This window comes from Pandoraea sp. (assembly GCF_041919235.1).
Taxonomy (GTDB): Bacteria; Pseudomonadota; Gammaproteobacteria; order Burkholderiales; family Burkholderiaceae; genus Pandoraea.
This window is the reverse complement of the sequence record NZ_JAYRUC010000027.1, coordinates 48,853-70,225: the sequence shown is the minus strand read 5'-3', so window position 1 is coordinate 70,225 and position 21,373 is coordinate 48,853. Positions and strand designations below refer to the sequence as shown.

Annotated in this window: 20 protein-coding genes and 2 pseudogenes; 13 read left to right on the top strand and 9 right to left on the bottom strand. The window is 64.3% G+C overall.

The window, feature by feature from the left end:
- The 3 genes and pseudogenes from ACE3UG_RS19465 to moaE form a co-directional block, all read left to right on the top strand.
- A pseudogene (locus ACE3UG_RS19465) lies at positions 1–216 on the top strand (molybdopterin molybdenumtransferase MoeA); the annotation flags it as partial.
- Between the two features lie 39 nt (positions 217–255).
- A complete protein-coding gene (moaD, locus tag ACE3UG_RS19460) occupies positions 256–513 on the top strand; it encodes a molybdopterin converting factor subunit 1 (RefSeq protein ID WP_374626955.1) in 258 nt (85 codons plus the stop codon).
- A gap of 52 nt (positions 514–565) precedes the next feature.
- Complete coding sequence (moaE, locus tag ACE3UG_RS19455) at positions 566–1,048, top strand: molybdopterin synthase catalytic subunit MoaE (RefSeq protein WP_374626953.1); 483 nt, start codon at positions 566–568, stop codon at positions 1,046–1,048.
- A gap of 75 nt (positions 1,049–1,123) precedes the next feature.
- Here the strand turns inward: moaE and ACE3UG_RS19450 are convergent, their stop codons facing one another.
- The gene (locus ACE3UG_RS19450; protein WP_374626951.1) at positions 1,124–1,606 is read right to left on the bottom strand and encodes a group III truncated hemoglobin; all 483 of its coding nucleotides are present in this window, start codon (positions 1,604–1,606) and stop codon (positions 1,124–1,126) included.
- A gap of 274 nt (positions 1,607–1,880) precedes the next feature.
- Here ACE3UG_RS19450 and clpB point away from each other — a divergent pair, with 274 nt between their 5' ends.
- Positions 1,881–4,508: an ATP-dependent chaperone ClpB gene (clpB, locus tag ACE3UG_RS19445; RefSeq protein ID WP_374626949.1), complete on the top strand. Its 2,628-nt coding sequence runs from the start codon at positions 1,881–1,883 to the stop codon at positions 4,506–4,508.
- Between the two features lie 316 nt (positions 4,509–4,824).
- The gene (locus tag ACE3UG_RS19440) at positions 4,825–5,649 is read left to right on the top strand and encodes a LytR/AlgR family response regulator transcription factor (protein ID WP_374626947.1); all 825 of its coding nucleotides are present in this window, start codon (positions 4,825–4,827) and stop codon (positions 5,647–5,649) included.
- On the opposite strand, the gene ACE3UG_RS19435 is transcribed toward ACE3UG_RS19440, so the two are convergent.
- Positions 5,612–6,478: a helix-turn-helix domain-containing protein gene (locus ACE3UG_RS19435; protein ID WP_374626969.1), complete on the bottom strand. Its 867-nt coding sequence runs from the start codon at positions 6,476–6,478 to the stop codon at positions 5,612–5,614. The two genes, ACE3UG_RS19440 and ACE3UG_RS19435, sit on opposite strands and share 38 nt — an antisense overlap.
- 293 nt (positions 6,479–6,771) lie before the next feature.
- On the opposite strand from ACE3UG_RS19435, the gene ACE3UG_RS19430 reads away from it, so the two are divergent.
- Positions 6,772–7,260, top strand: coding sequence for a gamma-glutamylcyclotransferase (locus ACE3UG_RS19430; protein WP_374626945.1), 489 nt, complete (start codon positions 6,772–6,774; stop codon positions 7,258–7,260).
- 48 nt (positions 7,261–7,308) lie between these two features.
- Here ACE3UG_RS19430 and ACE3UG_RS19425 read toward each other — a convergent pair whose 3' ends face one another.
- Together ACE3UG_RS19425 and ACE3UG_RS19420 are read right to left on the bottom strand one after the other, a co-directional pair.
- Positions 7,309–8,112 (bottom strand): queuosine precursor transporter, encoded by an 804-nt coding sequence (locus ACE3UG_RS19425; RefSeq protein WP_374626943.1) that lies wholly within the window; start codon positions 8,110–8,112, stop codon positions 7,309–7,311.
- On the bottom strand, positions 8,109–8,942 hold the full coding sequence (locus tag ACE3UG_RS19420; protein ID WP_374626941.1) for a hypothetical protein: 834 nt from the start codon (positions 8,940–8,942) through the stop codon (positions 8,109–8,111). The genes ACE3UG_RS19425 and ACE3UG_RS19420 overlap by 4 nt, the downstream gene beginning before the upstream one ends.
- Positions 8,943–9,228: 286 nt before the next feature.
- Between ACE3UG_RS19420 and ACE3UG_RS19415 the strand changes: the two genes are divergently transcribed.
- The gene (locus ACE3UG_RS19415) at positions 9,229–10,140 is read left to right on the top strand and encodes a DMT family transporter (protein ID WP_374626939.1); all 912 of its coding nucleotides are present in this window, start codon (positions 9,229–9,231) and stop codon (positions 10,138–10,140) included.
- On the opposite strand, the gene ACE3UG_RS19410 is transcribed toward ACE3UG_RS19415, so the two are convergent.
- Entirely contained in the window at positions 10,137–10,271 is a 135-nt protein-coding gene (locus tag ACE3UG_RS19410; RefSeq protein WP_374626937.1) for a hypothetical protein, read from the bottom strand. The two genes, ACE3UG_RS19415 and ACE3UG_RS19410, sit on opposite strands and share 4 nt — an antisense overlap.
- 339 nt (positions 10,272–10,610) lie before the next feature.
- Here ACE3UG_RS19410 and aceA point away from each other — a divergent pair, with 339 nt between their 5' ends.
- A complete protein-coding gene (gene aceA / locus ACE3UG_RS19405) occupies positions 10,611–11,933 on the top strand; it encodes an isocitrate lyase (RefSeq protein WP_374626935.1) in 1,323 nt (440 codons plus the stop codon).
- A gap of 248 nt (positions 11,934–12,181) precedes the next feature.
- Here the strand turns inward: aceA and ACE3UG_RS19400 are convergent, their stop codons facing one another.
- Both ACE3UG_RS19400 and ACE3UG_RS19395 read right to left on the bottom strand, forming a co-directional pair.
- On the bottom strand, positions 12,182–12,616 hold the full coding sequence (locus tag ACE3UG_RS19400; protein WP_374626967.1) for a universal stress protein: 435 nt from the start codon (positions 12,614–12,616) through the stop codon (positions 12,182–12,184).
- Positions 12,617–13,013: 397 nt separating this feature from the next.
- Positions 13,014–13,435, bottom strand: a pseudogene (locus tag ACE3UG_RS19395) (hypothetical protein); the annotation flags it as partial.
- A 295-nt stretch (positions 13,436–13,730) separates the two neighbouring features.
- Between ACE3UG_RS19395 and pip the strand changes: the two are divergent.
- Positions 13,731–14,669 (top strand): prolyl aminopeptidase, encoded by a 939-nt coding sequence (pip, locus tag ACE3UG_RS19390; protein WP_374626965.1) that lies wholly within the window; start codon positions 13,731–13,733, stop codon positions 14,667–14,669.
- Between the two features lie 107 nt (positions 14,670–14,776).
- Here pip and ACE3UG_RS19385 read toward each other — a convergent pair whose 3' ends face one another.
- Complete coding sequence (locus tag ACE3UG_RS19385; RefSeq protein WP_374626933.1) at positions 14,777–16,537, bottom strand: DEAD/DEAH box helicase; 1,761 nt, start codon at positions 16,535–16,537, stop codon at positions 14,777–14,779.
- Positions 16,538–16,964: 427 nt separating this feature from the next.
- Between ACE3UG_RS19385 and tsaB the strand changes: the two genes are divergently transcribed.
- From tsaB to ACE3UG_RS19365, 4 genes are read left to right on the top strand one after another with little or no spacing between them, the layout of a single operon-like run.
- A complete protein-coding gene (gene tsaB, locus ACE3UG_RS19380; RefSeq protein ID WP_374626931.1) occupies positions 16,965–17,726 on the top strand; it encodes a tRNA (adenosine(37)-N6)-threonylcarbamoyltransferase complex dimerization subunit type 1 TsaB in 762 nt (253 codons plus the stop codon).
- Positions 17,726–18,205 (top strand): ribosomal protein S18-alanine N-acetyltransferase, encoded by a 480-nt coding sequence (rimI, locus tag ACE3UG_RS19375; protein WP_374626929.1) that lies wholly within the window; start codon positions 17,726–17,728, stop codon positions 18,203–18,205. The genes tsaB and rimI overlap by 1 nt, the downstream gene beginning before the upstream one ends.
- A 37-nt stretch (positions 18,206–18,242) precedes the next feature.
- Positions 18,243–19,277, top strand: coding sequence for a uracil-DNA glycosylase family protein (locus tag ACE3UG_RS19370; RefSeq protein WP_374626963.1), 1,035 nt, complete (start codon positions 18,243–18,245; stop codon positions 19,275–19,277).
- The gene (locus ACE3UG_RS19365) at positions 19,238–20,437 is read left to right on the top strand and encodes a DUF1853 family protein (RefSeq protein ID WP_374626927.1); all 1,200 of its coding nucleotides are present in this window, start codon (positions 19,238–19,240) and stop codon (positions 20,435–20,437) included. The genes ACE3UG_RS19370 and ACE3UG_RS19365 overlap by 40 nt, the downstream gene beginning before the upstream one ends.
- A gap of 110 nt (positions 20,438–20,547) precedes the next feature.
- Here ACE3UG_RS19365 and thiD read toward each other — a convergent pair whose 3' ends face one another.
- Positions 20,548–21,372, bottom strand: coding sequence for a bifunctional hydroxymethylpyrimidine kinase/phosphomethylpyrimidine kinase (gene thiD / locus ACE3UG_RS19360; RefSeq protein WP_374626925.1), 825 nt, complete (start codon positions 21,370–21,372; stop codon positions 20,548–20,550).
- Position 21,373 lies beyond the last annotated feature (1 nt).

The window sequence follows — 21,373 nt, the reverse complement described above, 5'->3', positions numbered from 1 at the left end:
CGCGCCGACTTCACCCAGACGAAGGCGGACCGTCGTAATGAGTTCGTGCGGGCCCGTATCAACGCACGGGGCGGCCTCGATGCCTTTCCCAACCAGAGTTCGGCGGTGCTCACGTCGACCGTGTGGGGCGACGGCCTGATCGACAACCCGCCGGGACATCGCATCGAAGCCGGACAGACGGTGGCGTTCCTGCCGTTTTCCGACCTCCTATATTAAGAGAGAGGGGCGTCGTCAACGCGGCGTGCCAGCCAGACTATGCAGATCGAACTTCGCTTTTTCGCCAGCGTTCGCGAGGCGCTGAATGTCGCTGAGGAGCGTGTGGAAGTCCCTGCCGGGATTGCCACGGTAGGCGACGTGCGCCAGTGGCTGTGCGGCCGAGGGCCGGTCTGGGCCGAGACGCTCGGCGCGCAGCGCGCGCTGCGCATGGCGCTGAACCATACGATGGTGCCGGCCGCCACGCGTCTGAGCGAAGGCTGTGAGGTCGCGTTCTTTCCGCCCGTGACCGGCGGTTGAGCCGTATGGCCTCGCCGGCGCGGCGAACCACAGCACAGGAGATACCCCCATCATGCCCATTCGTGTACAGACCGAGGATTTCGACCTTTCGGAGGAGATTCGGCAACTGCGCGCGGGCGATCTGCGCGTGGGGGCCGTGGCGAGCTTCGTGGGTACGGTGCGCGACCTGAACGACGGCAAGGACGTCTCGCGCATGACGCTCGAGCACTATCCGGGCATGACGCAAAAGGCGCTGGAAGCGATTGTCGCGCAAGCGCGCGAGCGTTGGCGACTGTTTGATGCGCTGGTGATTCACCGCTACGGCGACTTGGGGCCGGGCGATCAGATCGTGCTGGTGGCGGTTACGTCGGCCCATCGGGGCGACGCCTTCGCTGCCTGCGAGTTCATCATGGATTACCTGAAAACCGAGGCGCCGTTCTGGAAGAAGGAAACGACGCCGCAGGGCGAGCGCTGGGTCGATGCCCGCGAGACAGATACGGCCGCGCGTGAACGATGGGCGACCGACGTGCCCACGGGGCCGGCGGAGAATCGCTGATTTCGTCTCTTATTTCCGGGTAACACCGGAAAATCTTCAAAATCTTCCTCGATCACCTCGATTGCCTCGATCGCGTCATTCGCGGGGCGCTAACCTCGCCTGCTTCACGCTATCGAGTAGCGCCCGCTGGGCCGGGGGCAGCGTGTATTCCCATCCGAACAGGTTCAATTGAAGGCTCTCTGCGATCCGGATCGCCGGTTCCGCGAAGGCGAATGCGGCCTGCGGCTCGAAGTGCTTGTCCAGCGTATCGAAGAACAGCGCGAGCCAGCGGCTGAAGTGTTCGCCGCTCAAGTGGCCGAACGGCTGGTGCGCCTGCGTCACATTGCCGCGGTACCGCTTGGCGCCAAGTACGATGCTCGACCAGAACGCCACCATTTTTTCCAAATGGGTGTTCCAGCGGCCGTCGAGCGCCTGCTCGAAAACCGGTCCGAGCATGTCGTCGTTGCGAATGCGCTCGTAGAACGTATGCACGAGTAGTCGCACGGCGTCTTCGTCAATCTCGGCGATGCGCTTCACGGGCCACTCACCGGGCATTGGGGCGGAGGTTTGAGCGGACATTTCGACAGATTCCTGGATAAGCGCATCAGGCATTGCCGACGTTCTGGCGTCACGATGGTACGTGGTGCGGGATGCTAAAAGTGGCTATTATGGACTTCAAACCCGGGCGCGTCCTGCCGTTGTCGCACGCCGCCGGTTCCCTCCAATGCACGTTCCCGACGCCGGCCCGCTTCCGGCGCGCGCGAAATGCCAAATGTCGCACAGTAATGCCCCTTGAAACCCCAGGGGATTGTCCGCACATCCGATCCAGAGAGACTTCTTACCGGAGCACCCGATGCGACAAGACAAATTCACCACGCAGTTCCTGGAAGCGCTGGCTGATGCCCAAAGCATGGCAGTCGGTCGCGACCAGCAATACATCGAGCCACAGCATCTTCTGGCAGCGCTGATCGCCCAACCCGAAGGCGCCGCGCGCTCGCTGTTGCAGCGCGCAGGCGTACAGGTTCAACCGCTCGCGCATGACATCGAATCGAGCATCGCCAAGCTGCCACAGGTGCAGGGCACCGATGGCAATGTGCAGGTCGGCCGCGAGCTCGCGGGCCTGCTCAATCAGGCCGACAAGGAAGCGCAGAAGCACGGTGACAGCTATATCGCGAGCGAAATGTTCCTGCTCGCGCTGGCCGACGACAAGGGCACGACGGGCAAGCTGGCCCGTGCCCGCGGCCTGACGCGCAAGGCGCTGGAAGCGGCCATCGAGGGCGTGCGTGGCGGCCAGCCGGTCAACAGCCAGGACGCCGAAAGCCAGCGCGAGTCCCTCAAGAAATACACGCTCGATCTGACCGAGCGCGCCTCGCTCGGCAAGCTCGATCCGGTGATCGGCCGCGACGACGAGATTCGCCGCACGATTCAGATTCTGCAACGCCGCACCAAGAACAATCCGGTGCTGATCGGTGAGCCGGGCGTGGGCAAGACCGCCATCGTGGAAGGGTTGGCGCAGCGCATCGTCAACGGCGAAGTGCCGGAGTCACTCAAGAACAAGCGCGTACTTGCGCTCGATATGGCCGGTTTGCTCGCTGGCGCGAAGTTCCGTGGCGAGTTCGAAGAGCGTCTGAAGGGCGTGCTCAACGACATCGCCAAGGACGAAGGCCGCACGATCCTGTTCATCGACGAAATTCACACGATGGTCGGCGCAGGTAAGGCCGAAGGTGCAATGGATGCGGGCAACATGCTCAAGCCGGCGCTTGCGCGCGGCGAACTGCACTGCATCGGCGCGACCACGCTCGATGAGTACCGCAAGTACATCGAGAAAGACGCTGCGCTGGAGCGTCGTTTCCAGAAGGTGCTGGTCGATGAGCCGAGTGTGGAAGCCACCATTGCGATTCTGCGTGGCTTGCAGGAAAAGTACGAGTTGCACCATGGGGTGGAGATTACCGACCCGGCGATTGTGGCGGCGGCCGAACTGAGCCAGCGTTATATCACCGACCGGTTCCTGCCGGACAAGGCCATCGATCTGATCGATGAAGCCGCGTCGAAGATCAAGATGGAAATCGACTCGAAGCCGGAAGTGATGGACAAGCTCGAACGACGTCTGATCCAGTTGAAGATCGAGCGCGAAGCCGTCAAGAAGGAAACCGACGAAGCGTCGCAGAAGCGGCTGGCGTTGATCGAGGAAGAGATCTCGCGTCTGGAGCGCGAGTACGCCGATCTTGAAGAGGTGTGGACGGCCGAGAAGGCGGCGGTGCAGGGCAGTGCGCAAGTCAAGGAAGAGATCGACCGCCTGCGCGCCGACATTGCCAAGCTCCAACGCGAGGGCAAGCTCGACAAGGTGGCCGAGTTGCAATACGGCAAGCTGCCGCAGCTCGAGGCGCAGTTGAAGGACGCCGACGCCGCTGAGGCGGCGGGCCAGCAGGCGCATCCGCGTCTGTTGCGCACGCAGGTGGGTACCGAGGAGATCGCGGAAGTCGTTTCGCGAGCCACCGGCATTCCCGTCTCGAAGATGATGCAAGGCGAGCGCGAAAAGCTGCTCAACATGGAGGCCAAGCTTCACGAGCGTGTGATCGGGCAGGACGAGGCGATTACCGCCGTGGCCGATGCCATCCGTCGTTCGCGCGCCGGGCTGTCGGACCCGAACCGTCCGTATGGATCGTTCCTGTTCCTCGGGCCGACCGGTGTGGGCAAGACCGAGCTGTGCAAGGCGCTCGCGATGTTCCTGTTCGACGCGGAAGATCACCTCGTGCGCATCGACATGAGCGAGTTCATGGAGAAGCATAGCGTGGCGCGTCTGATCGGTGCGCCTCCGGGCTATGTCGGGTACGAAGAAGGGGGCTACCTGACGGAAGCGGTGCGTCGCAAGCCGTACAGCGTGATCCTGCTCGACGAAGTCGAGAAGGCCCACCCGGACGTTTTCAACGTGCTGCTGCAAGTGCTCGACGACGGTCGTATGACGGATGGTCAGGGCCGCACGGTGGACTTCAAGAACACTGTGATCGTGATGACGTCGAACCTTGGGTCGTCGATGATTCAGTCGATGGTCGGCGAGCCGCAGGACCGGATCAAGGACGCCGTGTGGACGGAGATCAAGGATCACTTCCGCCCGGAGTTTCTGAACCGTATCGACGAAGTCGTGGTGTTCCACGGACTCGACCAGAAGCACATCGAGTCGATTGCCACCATCCAGATCGAGATCTTGCGTCAACGCCTGGCCAAGCTCGACATGACGCTCGACGTTAGCAACGCGGCGTTGGTGCACGTGGCGCGCGAGGGCTTCGACCCGATATTCGGGGCGCGGCCACTCAAGCGGGCGATTCAGCAGGAGATCGAGAATCCGATCGCCAAGCTGGTGCTGGCCGGCAAGTTCGGACCGAAGGACACCATTCCGGTCGACTGGCGCAATGGGCGATTCACGTTCGAGGCCGACCCTTCCGGGCCGGTGAACGAAGCGGCCGAAGCGGCTGCCGAGTAAGTCTCCCGGGCACGACGCGCCCGATCGTCGGTCCCCGCGCTCCAAGAGGAGTGCGGGGATTTTTTTTGTCTATTTTTTTACGCGCGCAGTCTCGCATCGTCGTGTCACAATCGTCGGCGAGAATGCGCGGCTGCGGCTGCGGCTGCGGCTGCGGCGCGAGGCGCGAGTCGCGGAGTTACGGCGCGGTGAACGTGTCTGCCCATCACGCCGCACGACCGTCGTTGGCGATCCGCAGGCGTCCTGCGTCGCAAGACGGCAACGGCCGGTGCAAAGCGCAGAAGGTTTAGATTTCCAGTCCGCCAAGAGAGTGGAGCGCATGACATCCCACGTCGCCCTGATTGTCGACGCCGACCCATTGCTCGCCGACACGCTGCGCACCCTGCTGGCGCAGACGTGGCCCGAGCTGCGGGTGTTACCCGTGGCACAGGACGGGGTGTCGGCAATTGCCGCTATCACGCAGGCACAGCCCGATGTTGTCTTTCTCGATATCGCTATGCCAGATGCCACGGCGCTTGATGTGGCCCGGGCATGTGCGCGGCTTGCACGGCCGCCGCAGATTGTCTTCGTCACGGCGTTCGAGCGCGCCACGCTCGATGTGCTCGACGCCGCCGCCGTCGACTATCTGCTCAAACCCGTGGCGCCCGACCGGCTTGCGCGAACGGTGGCGCGGGTACGCGATCGGCTCGCCGCGCCTGATGTCGGCACGCTCGCACCCTTGCTGGCGGCATTCGGTGCACCTCAGGCGGAAGCCATTGCGTCACGGCAGTTCGACGCAGACTTGGCGCAACGTACCGTGTCGACAGCGGATGCCCGCGAATACCTGCGCTTTGTGCGGGCGTGCGGGCGCGACGCGATTCATCTCGTCCCCGTCGACGACGTGTGTTTCTTCGAGGCGGCCGACAAGCACGTCATGGTGGCGACGGTCGACGGCGATCTGCGAATCCGCACCAGCCTGCGCGAATTGCTGCCGCAACTCGATCCGTCGCGCTTCTGGCAGGTGCATCGCAGCACGGTCGTCAATGTGGCGGAAGTCGTGAGTGCGCAGCACACGCCGCTTGGCCGTCTTACACTCAAGCTCAAGCGTCGCAAGGACCGTGTGGCGGTTAGTCGTCAGTACGCGCACTTGTTTCGGCAGATGTAGCGTCCGGAACGGCGGCGAAGAACTCGCTGGGCGTGCGTCCAAAAGTGCGTTTGAACATCGCGGAAAACGCACTCTGGCTCCGGTAGCCCAATTCGCGGGCGATGCGGGCAAGCGGATATCCCTTCGACGCGAGCGGAATCGCCTGCGCCAGCACCACTTGTTGACGCCATTGAACGAAGCTCATATTGAGTTCCTGCCGGAACAGCCGTCCGATGGTGCGTGGACTGGCGCCTGCATGACGGGCCCATTGATCGAGTGTCCAGGCACGTGCCGGGTCGGCCAGCATGGCGTTGCACAGCGTGAGCAGCCGCTTGTCGCGCGGTAGCGGCACTTCCAGCGGTAGCGGTGACGCACGCCGCAACTCGTCGAGAATCAGGCCGCCCAGCAAGTGTTCGCGAGGCGCCTCCAGCGTCGATTCGGGCACGTCGATGGCCGCGATCAGCTCGCGCAGCAGCGGCGAGACCTCGACCACGCGGCAATGCGTCAGCCCGGCCGGAACGACATCGGGATGCACATAGAGCGTGCGTAAGTAGGACGGTTCGTTGACCTGCAGGCTATGCACGACATTGGGCGGAATCCAGATGGCGCGCGATGGCGGGACGATCCACGCCGCATCCGCCACCGCGATCTGAATCACCCCCCTTGGCGTGTAGGCGACCTGAGCCCAGGCATGTTGATGATCGGGCACGCGAATGCCGTCGCGCAGCGGCCGGGCGCGCAGCCGGACCGGGCGCTCGCGGGTGGGCGTAAACGCCGTCGGCACGATATGGGGGCCGGGATCGACCGGGGCCGCGACATCGCTCGCAAGGCGCGGCGGCTCGGCATCCAACGGTTCGGACCGCGCAGGCGTGAGGTTGGGCATGGCGTATGCACGACAATTCGGGTCCCGTAAGTGTAATTCAGCCGCGCGCACTCGTTCGCAAGCGCGCCGCTGTTTTCGTGGGATGCCTTTCTGACACGCCTCGGGGCCGCCTGCGTGCCGGGACGACAGCGCCTCACAGGTTTCCCGGTGGCAAAGGCGCTATCATCCATGGCACCACGTTGTGGACGTAGTGCCGTCCGCCACGCCACCGACCTTTTCCCTTGACTGGGCAACCCCCATTTACGACCTGAACGCGCTTGATGACAACGCCAACACGCGATCGATGTGACGCTCGCGATTCGCGAGACGAGACCTGCCACGTTTTTGTCTATGGCACGCTGCGAGCGGGAGAAATCAACGACATCATGCGCGCCGCTGCGCGCTGCGGCATCGCCCCCCCGGTCCATGTTGGCACTGCATCGCTGCGCGGGCGGCTTTACGATTTCGGGCACTATCCCGGCATGGTGCTCGACGTGGCAGCCGCGGGAGACGCCCACGCCGCAGGCCGCGTCGCGGGTGACGTCTATCGCATTGCGGCGGCGCTGGTTCCCGTGCTCGACGAGATCGAGGCGGTGTATCCGGGGGAGGCAGGGTTGTTCGTTCGCGAGATGCATGCGGTCGCATGTGACGGCGCGACGTACGCATGCATCGTCTATCCGGTGAGCGAATCGGCCGTCAGTCGCTTGCCGCCGATTCCGGGCGGGGACTGGGTGGCCTATCGCCGCGCGCGCGATGCCGATTGGGCGTGAGCCTTCTACCGCTGGGGCACTGCGGTAGAAGGGTTCGAGCGTCGTGCGCTATCGGACGCCGGTGGAAGGTTGCGGTGCCGAAACCCGAAGACTGAACGGATTCAGCGGGGTGCCGATGTCGTAGTGATCGATGCCGTCGGCCCGCTTGAGCAGGCGCGCGAGTCCGACCGTGAGCGGAAGCGCCAGCCATTGCAGCACGCATTTGAAGACGAATTCGAGCCCGACCATTCGCGCCATGGTGTCGAAGTCGAGGACGTAGGCGAAGGCGACCAGTGCGAAGACGACCGTATCGAGCATGGCGGCAAGCGCGCTGCCTGCCATGATGCGGAGACCGGCGAGCTTGCCTCGCATCGCTACCTTCATGCGCGCGAGCATGGCAGCGTTCGCGAACTCGCCCACGAAACATGCGGAGACCGACGCGAGAAACATATGCGCAATGGCCTCGAACCAGTGGCGCTGCACCTCGTCGGTGAAGCCCGTTTGCGCCGCCCAGGCCGCTTCGGTTGGCATGCGGGCCATCAGCCACAGAAATCCGATCATTACCAGATTGGCCGCAAGACCGCTCCAGATCACGATGCGGCTTAGGCGATAGCCGTAGACTTCCGTGAGCACCGATGCAAACAGATACGCGAACGGGAAGCTGATCAGCGCGGCAGAGAACGTCAGTTTGACCGGCTCGTCGGTGGGCGACCAAGGCAGCGTCACTTCACACACGCGCGCACCCAGTGCGTTCGAGATCAGCAAAAAGCTCACGAAGGCGATTGCCAGCCCGATGACGGCGGGGGTAATGCGTGTTGCTTGACGTGAACCGGGCGCGGCGGACGATGACAGAGTGGAGGCGATGGAAGTCATTGGCGAACGGTCCGGATGTTGGTGATTGCGATGGCATGCGTCGAGCGCACGGGATTGATGTCGAGTCCGTAGCGTCGCGTGAAGCGCGCGCCGACCGCCAGCCGCGTCGGTGCGCATTGCGCCAGGACATCGCCGAAGAGCGCTTCCACGCATTGCTCGATGAGCATCGCACTGTCGCGAAACGACAGCACGTAAGCGAGCAGCGAGCGACGGCAGATCGGCGCGCCCGTGTAGTCGAACCAGACGGTCCCGTAGTCCACACCATCCGTGAGCGGGCATCGCACGCTCAACAGGTCGGAGGTCAGACATTCGTGAATGGGCGACGCGAGCGCGGCGTCGGCATCGCGGGCAAGGCCGAGGAGATTCGGCTGCACACCACCGCGTACCACGCTGACCGGTGCGAGGTCGAGGTTCTCAGTGCCGGGCCCGCATGCGGTCGTTGTGCGGATGGCTTGCCTCACCGGCGTGGCGCGCACGAGAACGTAGGCGCGCAGGCAGCGCGACAGCTCGCCTGCCACATGGGCCTCAAGCGCGTCGTGAGATTCGAAGCAGCGCTCGCGTAGCGTCAGGAAATAGCGTTGCGCGTCTGCCATCTCCAATGTGTATGGGGAATCGCATGGAATCACGAGTTCCAGGACGGCGATCTGCGGGCGCTCATGCATGTCGAGCCAGGCGACTTCATAGTGATTCCAGAGGTCGTAACCGCGCGGCGCGACCGTCGGCGGGGCGGTTTGCCCCGGCGCTCGACGTTGAAATCGCGTGCGGGGAATCGGATGGATGTCGTTGGCTTGGCAGCGCAGCGACGCGGCAGACGTGTTTGCCCCATCCATAGGTGACACGGGATGCGAATCTTGGTGCGTCATGTCGTTCGTCATGTCGTTCGAAGTCTCCGATCGGTCGGTCAGCCACGATATCGTGCGACGTTGCACTTGTTCAATGCGACGATTCTGAAAACAGCTTGGGACTCGCTCGGCATGCCGCATGGGCTTGTTTGACGATGTGCATAACCGTGGCGGCACCGGCATGTCCGATTTTGACCAGCGTGCCCGGCGCCGATGTGGGACGATTCACGCGTTTTCACTCTCTTTGACGGCCGACTGAGCCGTCTTTCCGACCATGCGTTCGTCCGACATTGCTCGTTTGCTGACGCTCTCCGCCATCTGGGGGGCGAGCTTTCTTTTCATGCGTATCATCGTTCCGGTGCTCGGGCCGTTGCCCACGGCGTTCCTGCGTGTGACCCTTGGTGCTGTCGGTATGGCCGTGATCCTGCTTGTGCTGCGCGTGCGTTGGGATTTCAGGGGGCTGCTCGGGCGCGCGATGCTGCTCGGTGTCATCAACTCGGGCATTCCGTTCGCGATGTACTGTCTTGCCGCGCGCGTGCTGCCTGCCGGCTACTCCGCCATTCTCAACGCGACCACGCCGCTCATGGGCGTGATCGTCGGCACACTGTTCTTTCGCGAGCGTCTGAGCGGCGCCAAGGGGCTCGGGGTGTTGCTCGGGCTGGCCGGCGTTGCGGTGCTCACGCGTACCGGACCGGTCACGATGTCGGCGCCGGTGATGATGGGGGCGCTGGCGTGTCTCGTTGCCACCTTCTGCTACGGTCTGGCGGGCTATCTCACCAAGCGCTGGATTACCGAGCGAGGCGGTCTCGACGCCAAGCTCGTCGCGTTCGGCAGCCAATTGGGCGCGGCGGTTGTGTTGCTGCCATTCTTCGGCTACGTGTCGGCGACGTCCGGCATGCCGGGCCCGGTCACCGGCGGTGTCTGGGCTGCGCTGGCCGCGCTCGGCTTTGTTTGCAGCGCAGTGGCTTATATGCTCTTCTTCCGCCTGATCGCGGATCTCGGACCGTTGCGCTCGCTGACCGTGACCTTCCTCATTCCGCCGTTCGGTGTGTTGTGGGGCGCATTATTCCTGAATGAAGCGGTCACCATGGCGCATTTCTTCGGTGGCTGCTTCATCGCGCTGGCCGTGTGGCTTGTGTGTAAGCCGCCCAAGACGGCACCGTCCGCCCGTCGCGCCACGTCTTAACCGCCGCCCACGCCACCCACGCCACCCACGCCACCCACGCCACCCACGCCACCCACGCCACCCACGCCGCTCCCGGCGCTCCCGGCGCTCCCGGCGCTCCCGGCGCAGTCGCCCGTTTTCACACTCGGCATTTCTCCATGCCGGTAGCTTCCGCTACCGGCATTTTTCATCATGCGGAATGGCTTTGCGGTCCGTAAAAATTTGCGCTGCTTGGCACAACAGTGCGATTTCAGGAAGGGAAACATCGTTTCATATTAAGAAATTATTTTGCTATGTATTTGATTAATATAAATAAAAAATATCGTCTTGGACGATGATTCGTTCTGTTGCGTTGCGTGAGAAATCCCTACACTCTTATACAAGACCTGCCGATCTTGAGACGCTGAAAGCGGTCAACCGCAGTCCCGGCGCCGATCAAGCGGCAAAGCGTCACCTTTTTTATTTGTATCGAGAAACCAGGAGAGCACATCATGACGACGCGTCAAGAGCAAGTGAAGCAACTCGAGCAGGACTGGGCGAACAATCCGCGCTGGAAGGGCATCAAGCGTGGCTACTCGGCCGAGGACGTCGTGCGTCTGCGCGGTTCGATCCAGCCGGAGCAAACGCTGGCGCGCCGCGGTGCTGAGCGCCTGTGGAGCATGATCAACGAAGAGCCGTTCGTGAACGCGCTCGGCGCGCTCACCGGCAACCAGGCCATGCAACAGGTCAAGGCCGGGCTCAAGGCCATCTATCTGTCGGGCTGGCAGGTCGCGGGCGACGCCAACGTCGCGGGCGAAATGTACCCCGACCAGTCGCTGTATCCGGCCAACTCGGTGCCGCAAGTCGTGCGCCGCATCAACAACACCTTCACGCGTGCCGACCAGATCCAATGGTCGGAAGGCAAGAATCCGGGCGACGAAGGCTATATCGATTACTTCGCGCCGATCGTGGCCGACGCCGAAGCCGGCTTCGGCGGCGTGCTCAACGCCTTCGAACTGATGAAGGCGATGATCGAAGCGGGCGCCGGTGGCGTGCACTTCGAAGACCAACTCGCTTCCGTCAAGAAATGCGGCCACATGGGCGGCAAGGTGCTCGTGCCGACGCGCGAAGCGGTGGCCAAGCTGGTGGCAGCGCGCCTGGCGGCGGACGTGCTCGGCGTGCCGACCGTTCTGATTGCCCGCACCGATGCCGAAGCGGCGGACCTGATCACTGCTGACGTCGATCCGCTCGATCAGCCGTTCTGCACGGGCGAGCGCACGGTCGAAGGCTTTTACCGCACGCGCAATGGCCTCGATCAGGCCATCGCACGTGGTCTTGCCTACGCACCGTACGTCGATCTGGTGTGGTGCGAGACCGGCAAGCCCGATCTCGAATTCGCCCGGCAGTTTGCCGAGGGCATTCATAAGCACTTCCCGGGCAAGATGCTTTCGTACAACTGCTCGCCGTCGTTCAACTGGAAGAAGAACCTCGACGACGCCACCATCGCCAAGTTCCAGAAGGAACTCGGTGCCATGGGCTACAAGTTCCAGTTCATCACGCTGGCCGGCTTCCACAGCCTGAACTACTCGATGTTCAATCTGGCGCACGGCTATGCCCGCCGTCAGATGAGTGCCTTCGTGGAGTTGCAGGAAGCCGAATTCGCGGCGGCCGACAAGGGCTTCACGGCCGTCAAGCACCAGCGCGAAGTGGGTACGGGCTATTTCGATGCCGTCACGCAAACGATCGAGCGCGATGCGTCGACCACGGCCCTGAAGGGTTCGACGGAGGACGAACAGTTCTTCGACGAAAAGAAGGCGCAGGTCAAGGTCGCCTGACCGGGCGAGGGAGGGCGCGGTGCGCCTGTCGGCGGCGATGCGCGTGGGGGCGCATCGTCAACTGACGGAACGACGTCGCGTCATGATCGCGCGTCCGGCTTATCCGGCCGGGGCGGCCCTGACTGCGGTCCCGTCGCGGTAAGCGCTGCCATGCACGCCTGAACGAGAGAAGGCTCGTGAGCGTATCCCGCTCACGGGCCTTTTTTCATGGGCTGCCGGGTCGACGCCGAACGATCGTCGATCAACGATCAACGATAGACGAGCACCGGAATCTTGGAGTGCACGAGAACGCGCTGCGTCTCGCTGCCGAGCAACACGCTGGTGAGTCCACGCCGGCCGTGCGAGGCCATCAGGATGACGTCGCACCCGTGTCGTTGCGCCGCATCGATGATGCCCAGATAGGGTGCAGGGAACGTGGAACTGTCGCGGTCGAAGGGAACGCCTGCGGCGGCCGCAGCTTCAGCCAGCTTATCGAGATGCGCACACGCCTCGTCGGCAATGCGTTCACTGAATGTCGCTGGCGCTTCCAGCACGTACTCGCTGAACGGCGAGTACGGATACTCCGCGAGGCAGCAATAGCCCGTCACTCTGGCACCGAGTGCACGCGCCAATTCGAGTCCGCCAGTGACAGCCTTTTCGGAGAGTTCCGACCCGTCGGTCGGAATGAGGATGTGGGTAAACAGCATAGGACCTCCCGCAGTTGGCGTTGCTGAACACGCGTTCACAGGCTCGCGCAGGTATCACGGTCTTGCAACCCAGTCCGCTGTTCCGGGCCTTGCGACGCCCCTGGATGCCTTGCGACGCTTCGAAACCTGCCCATCGCCAGCGAACCCTTTGCTTCGATTCTATGGTTTTGGCGCGGCGCAACAACGGGGGCAAACCCGATAACGCCGAGGAATGTGACGGTCTCGCGTTGCCAGCGCTGCAAGTAGCGTGCGCTCCTTGGCGCGTCGACGTCAAAAGAGCAGTTTGCGCGTGTGGCGGCCTTGAATTAGGGACTTCCGATGCCCCTGCGCCGCAAGGGCCTCGTCACTGCATGGGAAACGGGGGCAGACTCAAACGTTTATTGTGTGCCCTGGGTCAGATCGTCTCGCATTGCGATTCCCCGCGCGCCGCATCGTCTTGCCAGTAGACCGAAGTACTTTGGTGGTGCTTGAGAGGGTCGATGAATGGACGAACACGCGGCGGCAGATGGCGGTGCTGCGGGAAGAGGGCATGAATGCCGATGGGCGGGCCGCGAAGTCGTCGAGGACGGTGACGCGTCGACCCGCCCGGATGTCGTCGCCTACCCCCCCACCTCCCACCTCCCGTCATGAACGCCATGAGCGCCATGCGAGGCCTTAGCCGTCCAGGCACCCGTCGTGCCGCACTGCGCCGTCGGTGCATTGCATCGAGCCGTTCGCGCGGAGGGTCACGACCTTGCGCGCCTGCGCGAATGTCCAGCCTCGCTGCGGATTGGCGGTCGATCCGCAGGCGAGGCAGTTGTGACGGGCGAGGTCGGCATCGTCCCATTTCGTTTTGAACGTGGGCTTTGTCTTGTGTGACGCACGGCGCTACACTGACCCTCGACGTATTTGTCCTCGTCTTGCTCGCCCACGATTTGCGTGCCGACGTTGCGCACGCAACGTTGCAGATGCGCTGGCCATTGTTCCCGTGAGGATGCCCATGTCCGCCGACATTCCCAAAGATGCTCCCCGCAACCTGACGAACGATCCACGCGTCCAGACCCTGGCACCGCGCCGCACGCCGCGCGCGCCCGGAAAAGTCATAGAGACGCGCCCGGACGCGCTACGCGGTTTGTACCCGGCGATCGAGCCGTTTGAGCGCGGCATGCTCGAAGTCGGCAATGGGCATCGCATTTACTGGGAGCGGTGCGGCAATCCGCAGGGCAAGCCGGCGGTGTTCCTGCATGGTGGGCCTGGTGGCGGATGTTCCCCGGAGCACCGTCGTCTGTTCGATCCCGCGAAATACTGCATCACCCTGTTCGATCAACGCGGCTGCGGGCGCTCGGTCCCGCATGCGAGTCTTGACCACAACACCACGTGGGATCTGGTCGATGACATCGAGCGCTTGCGTGCCCGATTCGGATATGCACGTTGGCTGGTGTTGGGCGGATCGTGGGGCAGCACGCTGGCACTGGCCTATGCGCAGGCGCACGTCGGGCGTGTGAGCGAATTGATTGTGCGGGGCATTTTCACCGTGCGCCGCGAAGAGTTGCAGTGGTACTACCAGCAGGGGGCGTCGTGGCTGTTTCCGGATCGTTGGGCGTCGTTTCTGGCGCCCATTCCGCTCGAAGAGCGGGGCGATCTGATGCGTGCGTATCGGAAGCGCCTGACCCACCATGACGAGGCGGTGAGAATCGAGGCGGCGCGCGCGTGGAGCATGTGGGAGGGCAGCACCATCACGCTGCTGCCCGACGACAAACTCACCGAGGCGTTTGGCGATCCGCACTACGCGATTGCGTTCGCGCGCATCGAGAACCACTACTTCGTCAACGACGGCTTTCTCGAACCGAATCAATTGATCGATGGCGCGCACCGCTTGCGCGACATTCCGGGCGTGATCGTTCAGGGGCGCTACGACGTGGCCACGCCCGCCCGCACGGCGTGGGAATTGCACAACGCCTGGCCGGAGGCGGATTTTTATTGGGCGTCCGACGCCGGGCATGCCTTCAGCGAGCCCACCATCCTGCATTGGTTGATCGAGGCGACGGATCGGTTTGCGTCGACACCGTAAGGGCATAAAAGCAAAAACCCCGGCGTTGACGATCGACGTCAACTTCCGGGGTTTTCGCAACGCTGTTCAGGACCGCTACGCGAGCGGTCCTGTCGGCGTCAGGCGTTTCAGTCGCCGCGACGCTTGCTGAAGCCGCCGCCGTTGCGATTGCTGTAGCCGCGATCTTGACGCGGTGCGTCGAAGCTGCGGCCGCCGCGATCCTGACGATTGCCGTCGAGCGGGCGCGGCGAGCGACGCTCAAAGCGGTCGGTAGCGCTGCCGTTCGAGAAGCCGTTGCCGGCATTGCCACCGCCATTGTGCTGATGCGCCGCTTGGAAGCCACTGCTTTCACGGCGCTCGAACGGGCTGCCGGCCGGCTTGTTGCCACCAAAGCGCTGACCGCCCTGATAGCCACCACCGTTGCCGCCGTTGCCGCTGCTGTTGCCCCAGCGGCTGCCGCTGTTGCTCTGACCATGGCGCGGCGCGCCGCGGCCTTGCCCCGGACGCTTGCCGGCGGCGCCTGCCTTCGGTGCCGAACGGCGCGGTTCGAAGCCGGCCACGACATTGACCGGCAGCGGTTGACGCGTATAGCGTTCGATGCGACGCACGGCGCCGATTTCAGCGTGTGCGGCCAGGCTCACGGCGACACCGCGACGACCGGCACGGCCCGTACGGCCGATACGGTGGACGTAGTCCTCCGCGAACTTCGGCAGATCGTAGTTGAACACGTGCGTAATGCCCGGCACGTCGATACCGCGTGCGGCGACATCGGTGGCAACCAGCACGCGCACACGACGCTCGCGCAGCGCGCGCAGCGTACGGTTACGCACGCCCTGCGGCATGTCGCCGTGCAGTGCGGCGCTGTCGAAGCCGGCCTGTTCGAGCTGGTCGGCCAGCAGATCCGCGTCGCGCTTGGTCGACGTGAACACGATGGCCTGATCGAGCGAATCGTGGGCGAGCAGGTGCGTAAGCAGGCGATCCTTGTGGGCGCGATCGTCCACATAATGGAGCGTTTGCTCGATGTCCGAATTGGTGCGTTGATCGTTACCGCGCGTGATCTCGATGGTTTCCGGATCGCGCAGCAGACGGCGCGTGATTTCGCCCATGCGGCCGTCGATCGTTGCCGAGAACAGCAGCGTCTGGCGCGACTCGGGCGTGGCGTCGACAATGGTCTGGATGTCGTCGATGAAGCCCATGTCGAGCATGCGATCGGCTTCGTCGAGCACGAGCATCAACAGTTGCGACAGATCGATCTTGCCGCTGGAGATGTGGTCGAGCAGACGGCCCGGCGTTGCCACGATGATCTCGGGCTGCTTGGCCAGCATTTCGAGCTGACGCGGGTAGGGCATGCCGCCCAGAATGCTCACCGTGCGCAGGCGGCGCAGATGCTTGCCGTACGTGTCGGCGGCAGTCGATACCTGTTGTGCCAGCTCACGCGTCGGCGTGAGCACGAGCAGCAGCGGCTGCGCAGCGACGCGACGCACGCGCTGGCCCTTGCGGGGCTTCTCGCCCGGTTCGGCCGGTTGATTGCGCGGGTGGGCTGCCGGGGCGCGGCTGTTCAGCTCGCCGCTGGCTTGCATTTGCGCGAAGCGATGGATGGCCGGCAGCATGAAGGCGGCCGTCTTGCCCGAACCCGTCGGGCTCGACACGAGCAGATCGCGACCGGTGAGCGCGGAGGGAATTGCGCGCTGCTGTACCGGTGTCGGGTGGTTGTAACCCGAGGCGGCGAGTACCGACAGAATGGCCGGGTTCAGGCCGAGTTCGGCGAACGTGGGCTTGCCGTCGTCACTGGGTGCCGTTGCAGCTTCGGTAACAATAGCGTCGACGTTTTCTTCGGACGAAGGGAAGTACGTCTGCGCGAGCGCAGACAGCTTGGAAGTCTGTTCCATGAATCCTCTTGCGGATGGATAAGGTTATGTCGGGGCGTTGGCGCCAATCGGCAAACCCAATTCGTCGCAAGCAGGATGCAAATCGCGGATGGGGCAGAAAGCGGATCGAAATCCGTATCGTAAGCCAGGGACGGCGGCGGGTCGTTCCATCAGGAACGCCAGTACCGGCAAGAACTACAGCGGCTTATCACAGGATTGGGGCAAAACGCGGTTTTTCGCCGCTTTACGGGAAGTCACGTGACGTCCCGCGAAGCGAAGCGCGGATTATATCAGTGTTTCGAGAAAAGTGCACGTTCGGATTTTCACGAGGTGACGCGTGCCGCGCCGGTCCGCGTTGGGTCAGGAGGCGAGCGCGTGGCGTCGGCTCGAGGCGGGCGGCGAGCGATCCCGCTAGGCCGCTCGCCGCCCGCCCGATTACAATGGCGTCATGTCTTCGATTACGCTTCTCGCCCTCGATACCTCGACCGAGTTCTGTTCGGTTGCCGTGTATCGTCACGATCCTGCCAGCGCGGCGCCGGCCCTTGTGGTCGAGCGCCACCTCGATACCGGGCCGGTCTCCAGTACCCATATTCTGCCTGCCGTGCGTGATGTGCTGCACGAGGCCGGCCTGACGCTTGCCGACTGCGATGCCGTTGCCTTTGGCGCCGGGCCGGGTTCATTTACCGGATTGCGTACGGCGTGCGGCGTTGCCCAGGGGCTGGCCTTTGGCGCCTCACTGCCGGTGGTGCCGGTCGGCACGCTGGTCGCCTGTGCCGAAGCGGCGCGTGCGTCGCGCGTTGGCGTGCAACGGGTACTCGTCGCGCTCGATGCGCGCATGAACGAGGCTTACTGGGCCGATTACGCCTGGGACGCCGTCGCTGGCGATTGGCGCGAAGTTCGAGCGCCGTCGCTCGACGCCGCCGAAGCGGTGCCTGCACCCGATGCCGAATTCGTCCTTGCGGGGAATGCCGCGCTGGCGTTTGGCGAGCGTTTGCAGGTGAGTGCACAGGCACACGCGGTGCTGGCCGATGCCATGCCGCGCGCCCGCTATGTCGTGGCGTTGGCGGCACGCGCCTTTGCGCGCGGCGAAGCGATTCCCGCCGATCAGGCCATGCCGGTCTACATCCGCAACAAAGTGGCGCAAACGACCGCCGAGCGCGAGGCGATCAGGCAAGCTGCAGCGCAGACCGTCGGCAAGGGGGCGCGCTGATGCGCCAGAGCGGGCCGAACCATTATTCACCGATGACGCTGGCCGATCTCGACGAGGTCGTCGCCGTCGAAGTGCGCGCGTACCCGTTTCCGTGGACCCGCCAGAACTTCGCCGATTCGCTCGGTGCCGGGCATCAGGGGGTCTGCCTGCGCGCCGTCGATGGCACGCTGCTGGGCTATTTCCTGCTGATGCCGGTCGTGGACGAATCGCATTTGCTCAACGTGTGCGTAGTCCCCGAAATGCAGGGCAACGGCCTGGGTGTGCAGTTGCTGCAGGAAGTCGTGCGCGTCTCGCGTGCGCAAGGCATGGGCGGGGTGTTGCTGGAAGTGCGCCCGTCGAACCTGCGGGCGTTGCGCGTCTATGAACGTTTCGGCTTCGAGCAGATCGGCCGGCGCAAGGAATATTATCCGGCGAGCGGGCGTCGTGAAGACGCTATTGTGATGCGCCTGTCGTGGGAGACCGATCGTGCCGTGGCCTAAAGCGATTCTGGAGGAGTTTGGGCTCTGGCCGGTGTGGATGTCCCACGAGACGGCGACCCAGGCGGCGAATGCCGCTGCCGAGGTGGAAATGGAGGCTGTGGCGCACGCCGACGCGCCAACGCTCGGTACGCTCGGTACGCTCAGTGATGCGGCGGCCCCTCGCGTTGGGGCGTCTGCCGACGACTCGCCGCCATGGGAGGTGACGCCCTTCGATGCCTCGAGCGCGGCGCGACCCGCTGGGCGGGCCGCAACATCCGACGCGCTGCCCGTGACCCCGGTCCGTCGTAACGCGGCGCCGCCAGCCGCGCCGCGCGGGGACGACCGGGTTGCGGGGGATCTGCCGCCCGACGACGTGCCAATGTGGCTCGATAGCGAGGGCAACGGCGATGGCGATGCGGCTGCCGATGCCGCGCTGTGGTCGATCGTGCGCGACGCGGGCGACGCCGATGTGCCGTCGCGTCCGGCATTGCCGGGCGTCGAGACGCTGGATTGGGAGGCGCTCACGGAGCGTGTTGCCAATTGCCGCCTGTGCGGTTTGTGCGAGAAGCGTACGCAGACGGTTTTCGGCGTAGGCGATCGCGAAGCCGACTGGCTGCTCGTGGGCGAAGCGCCGGGGCAGCAGGAGGACTTGCGGGGCGAGCCGTTCGTCGGTCAGGCCGGCAAGCTGCTCGACAACATGCTGCGCGCGGTGACGTTGCAGCGCGGGGAGAACGTATATATCGCGAACGTGCTCAAGTGCCGCCCGCCGAACAACCGCGATCCGCAGGCGGACGAAGTGGCGAGCTGCGAGCCGTATCTGAAGCGTCAGGTTGCGCTGCTCAAGCCGCGCGTGATCGTGGTGATGGGGCGCTTCGCGGCGCAGAGTGTGTTGCGTACGCAGGCGAGCATCGCCAGCTTGCGTGGACGAGTGCATGAATACGAGGGGGTACCGGTGATCGTGACTTACCATCCGGCCTATCTCTTGCGCAGCTTGCCCGACAAGGCCCGGGCCTGGACGGATTGGTGCCTGGCGCGGGCTACCTACGAGGCAGTGTGCGAATCGACTCCGGCCAACAAGCCTACGGCGAACTGATCGAGACATTGCGCGAGGCGCCGGTGCGCGACCTCGCGTGGCTGCTGCTGTCCGCCGACTTGCTCAGTGCGGCCCGTTTCCCGGCGGCACTGGCGCATTTCGACGGTCTGCAGGCGGCGGTCGATGCGCCGACCGATCCCGTCGCTGCGGCGCCAGGTGTTGCGCCCGCAAGGCTTTCCGGCGTTTGCGAACCCGTCTTTCATTCTCGAATCCTGCATGACTGGCTGCTCGCGTGCGACGCCGACGCGGCGCCGTTGCGTGCGTTTCTCGCGCGTGGCGAAAGCAACCGGCTGGGCCGCTACGCGGAGCAGTTGCTGCACTTCGCATTGCTGCACAGCCCTCGGTTCAATGTGCTTGCCGCAGGCCTGCAAGTGCGCGACGCCCGGCGCGGGAACATGACGCTCGGCGAGTATGATTTCTTGCTGGAGCGTCGCGCCGACCGTCAATTGTTGCATTGGGAGTTGGCGGTAAAGCTATACCTGTTCGTGCCGAGCGCGACGCCGTCGCCCATGCTTGACGAGCGTGCCATTCAATTTCATTGGCTTGGGCCGAACCTGGCCGACAGTCTGGCGGACAAGGTGGCGCGCTTGCTCGGACATCAACTGCAACTAACGACCGTTGACGCCGCGCGTAGTGCCTTGCCTGCTGTGGGGCCATGGTTGGCGCAAGTCTATTTGAAGGGGTGGCTGTTCCATCCGCTCACACAGCGCGGGCGGTTGCCGCAGGTCGTGTCCGATTCGCACGGCCGAGGCTGGTGGGCGACGCTCGACGAGTGGTGGGCGCACGCGCACTCGTCGCAGCACACGCAGGCTGACCATGACCAGCGCGATCGGATGTGGGCGCTACTGCCGCGTGGGCGTTGGCTCGCGCCTGCACGCGTTGGCGATTCGGCGGCGTTATCGTTGGCGGCGATACATGCCCATATCGAAACGCATTGGCGCGAACGCGGTGTTGCCGAGCCGTTGCTGATCGTGTCGTTGACGCGGCGCGCCGGCGAGGGCGATTGGTTCGAATGCGAGCGCGGATTTATCGTGCCGGACTACTGGGCGCCGCGTGCCCGGCATCGTATCGAGGAATTGCGCGAACGGGCGGACGCGGCTGCGCGCCGCAAGCTCGCACGTAACGTCGACGACGGTGCACCGTCAGGCCGATCCGACTGATCCGACTGATCCGACTGATCCGACTGATCCGACCGATCCGACCGATCCGACCGATCCGACCGATCCGACCGATCCGACCGATCCGGCATGACACGCATACCCGTTCCGCCTCAATCCTTGGGCCAGAGCGCGTGGAAGTGATGCACGGGGCCGATGCCATGGCCGACGTGCAGTGTGTCGCTGGCTGCGAGCGCGCCGTTGAGATAAGCCTTGGCGTCGCGCACGGTGTCTGGCCAGTCGTTGCGGCGCGGGCGCAACGCAGCCAGCGCAGCGGAGAGCGTGCAACCGGTGCCGTGGGTGTTGTGAACCGCGAGGCGCGCTGCGTTGAAGCGTTCGACCCCGTCGGCGCTCACGAGCCAGTCCGGACTCAGATCGCTGGCCAGATGGCCGCCCTTGACCAGTACGTTGCGAGCGCCCAACGCGCGTAGCGCGTGCGCCTGCTGCGCCATCTCGTCTTCGTCGGTCGCCGGCGCAACGCCTAGCAACGCTGCCGCTTCCGGCAGGTTCGGTGTAATCAGATCTGCCAGCGGCAGCAGCTCGTCGCGCAATGCGGCGACGGCGTCTGGCAGCAGCAGCGCGTGACCGCTCTTCGAAATCATCACCGTATCGAGCACGACGAATCGCGGTTGGTAGCGACGCAATGCGGCGGCAACCGCACGTACGATCTCGGCGTTGGCAAGCATGCCGAGCTTGACGGCGTCGACCTCTAGATCCTGAAAAACGGCGTCCATTTGCGCGGTAACGAAGTTCGCGGGCGGCGTGTGGATGCCGGTAACGCCTTGCGTATTTTGCGCGGTGAGGGCCGTAATCACGCTGGCGCCGTAGGCGCCAAGTGCGGAGAACGTCTTGAGGTCGGCCTGGATGCCCGCGCCACCACTGGGATCCGAGCCGGCAATGGTGAGCGCAATGGGGGGCGACGCCTGACGCGAGTTCATA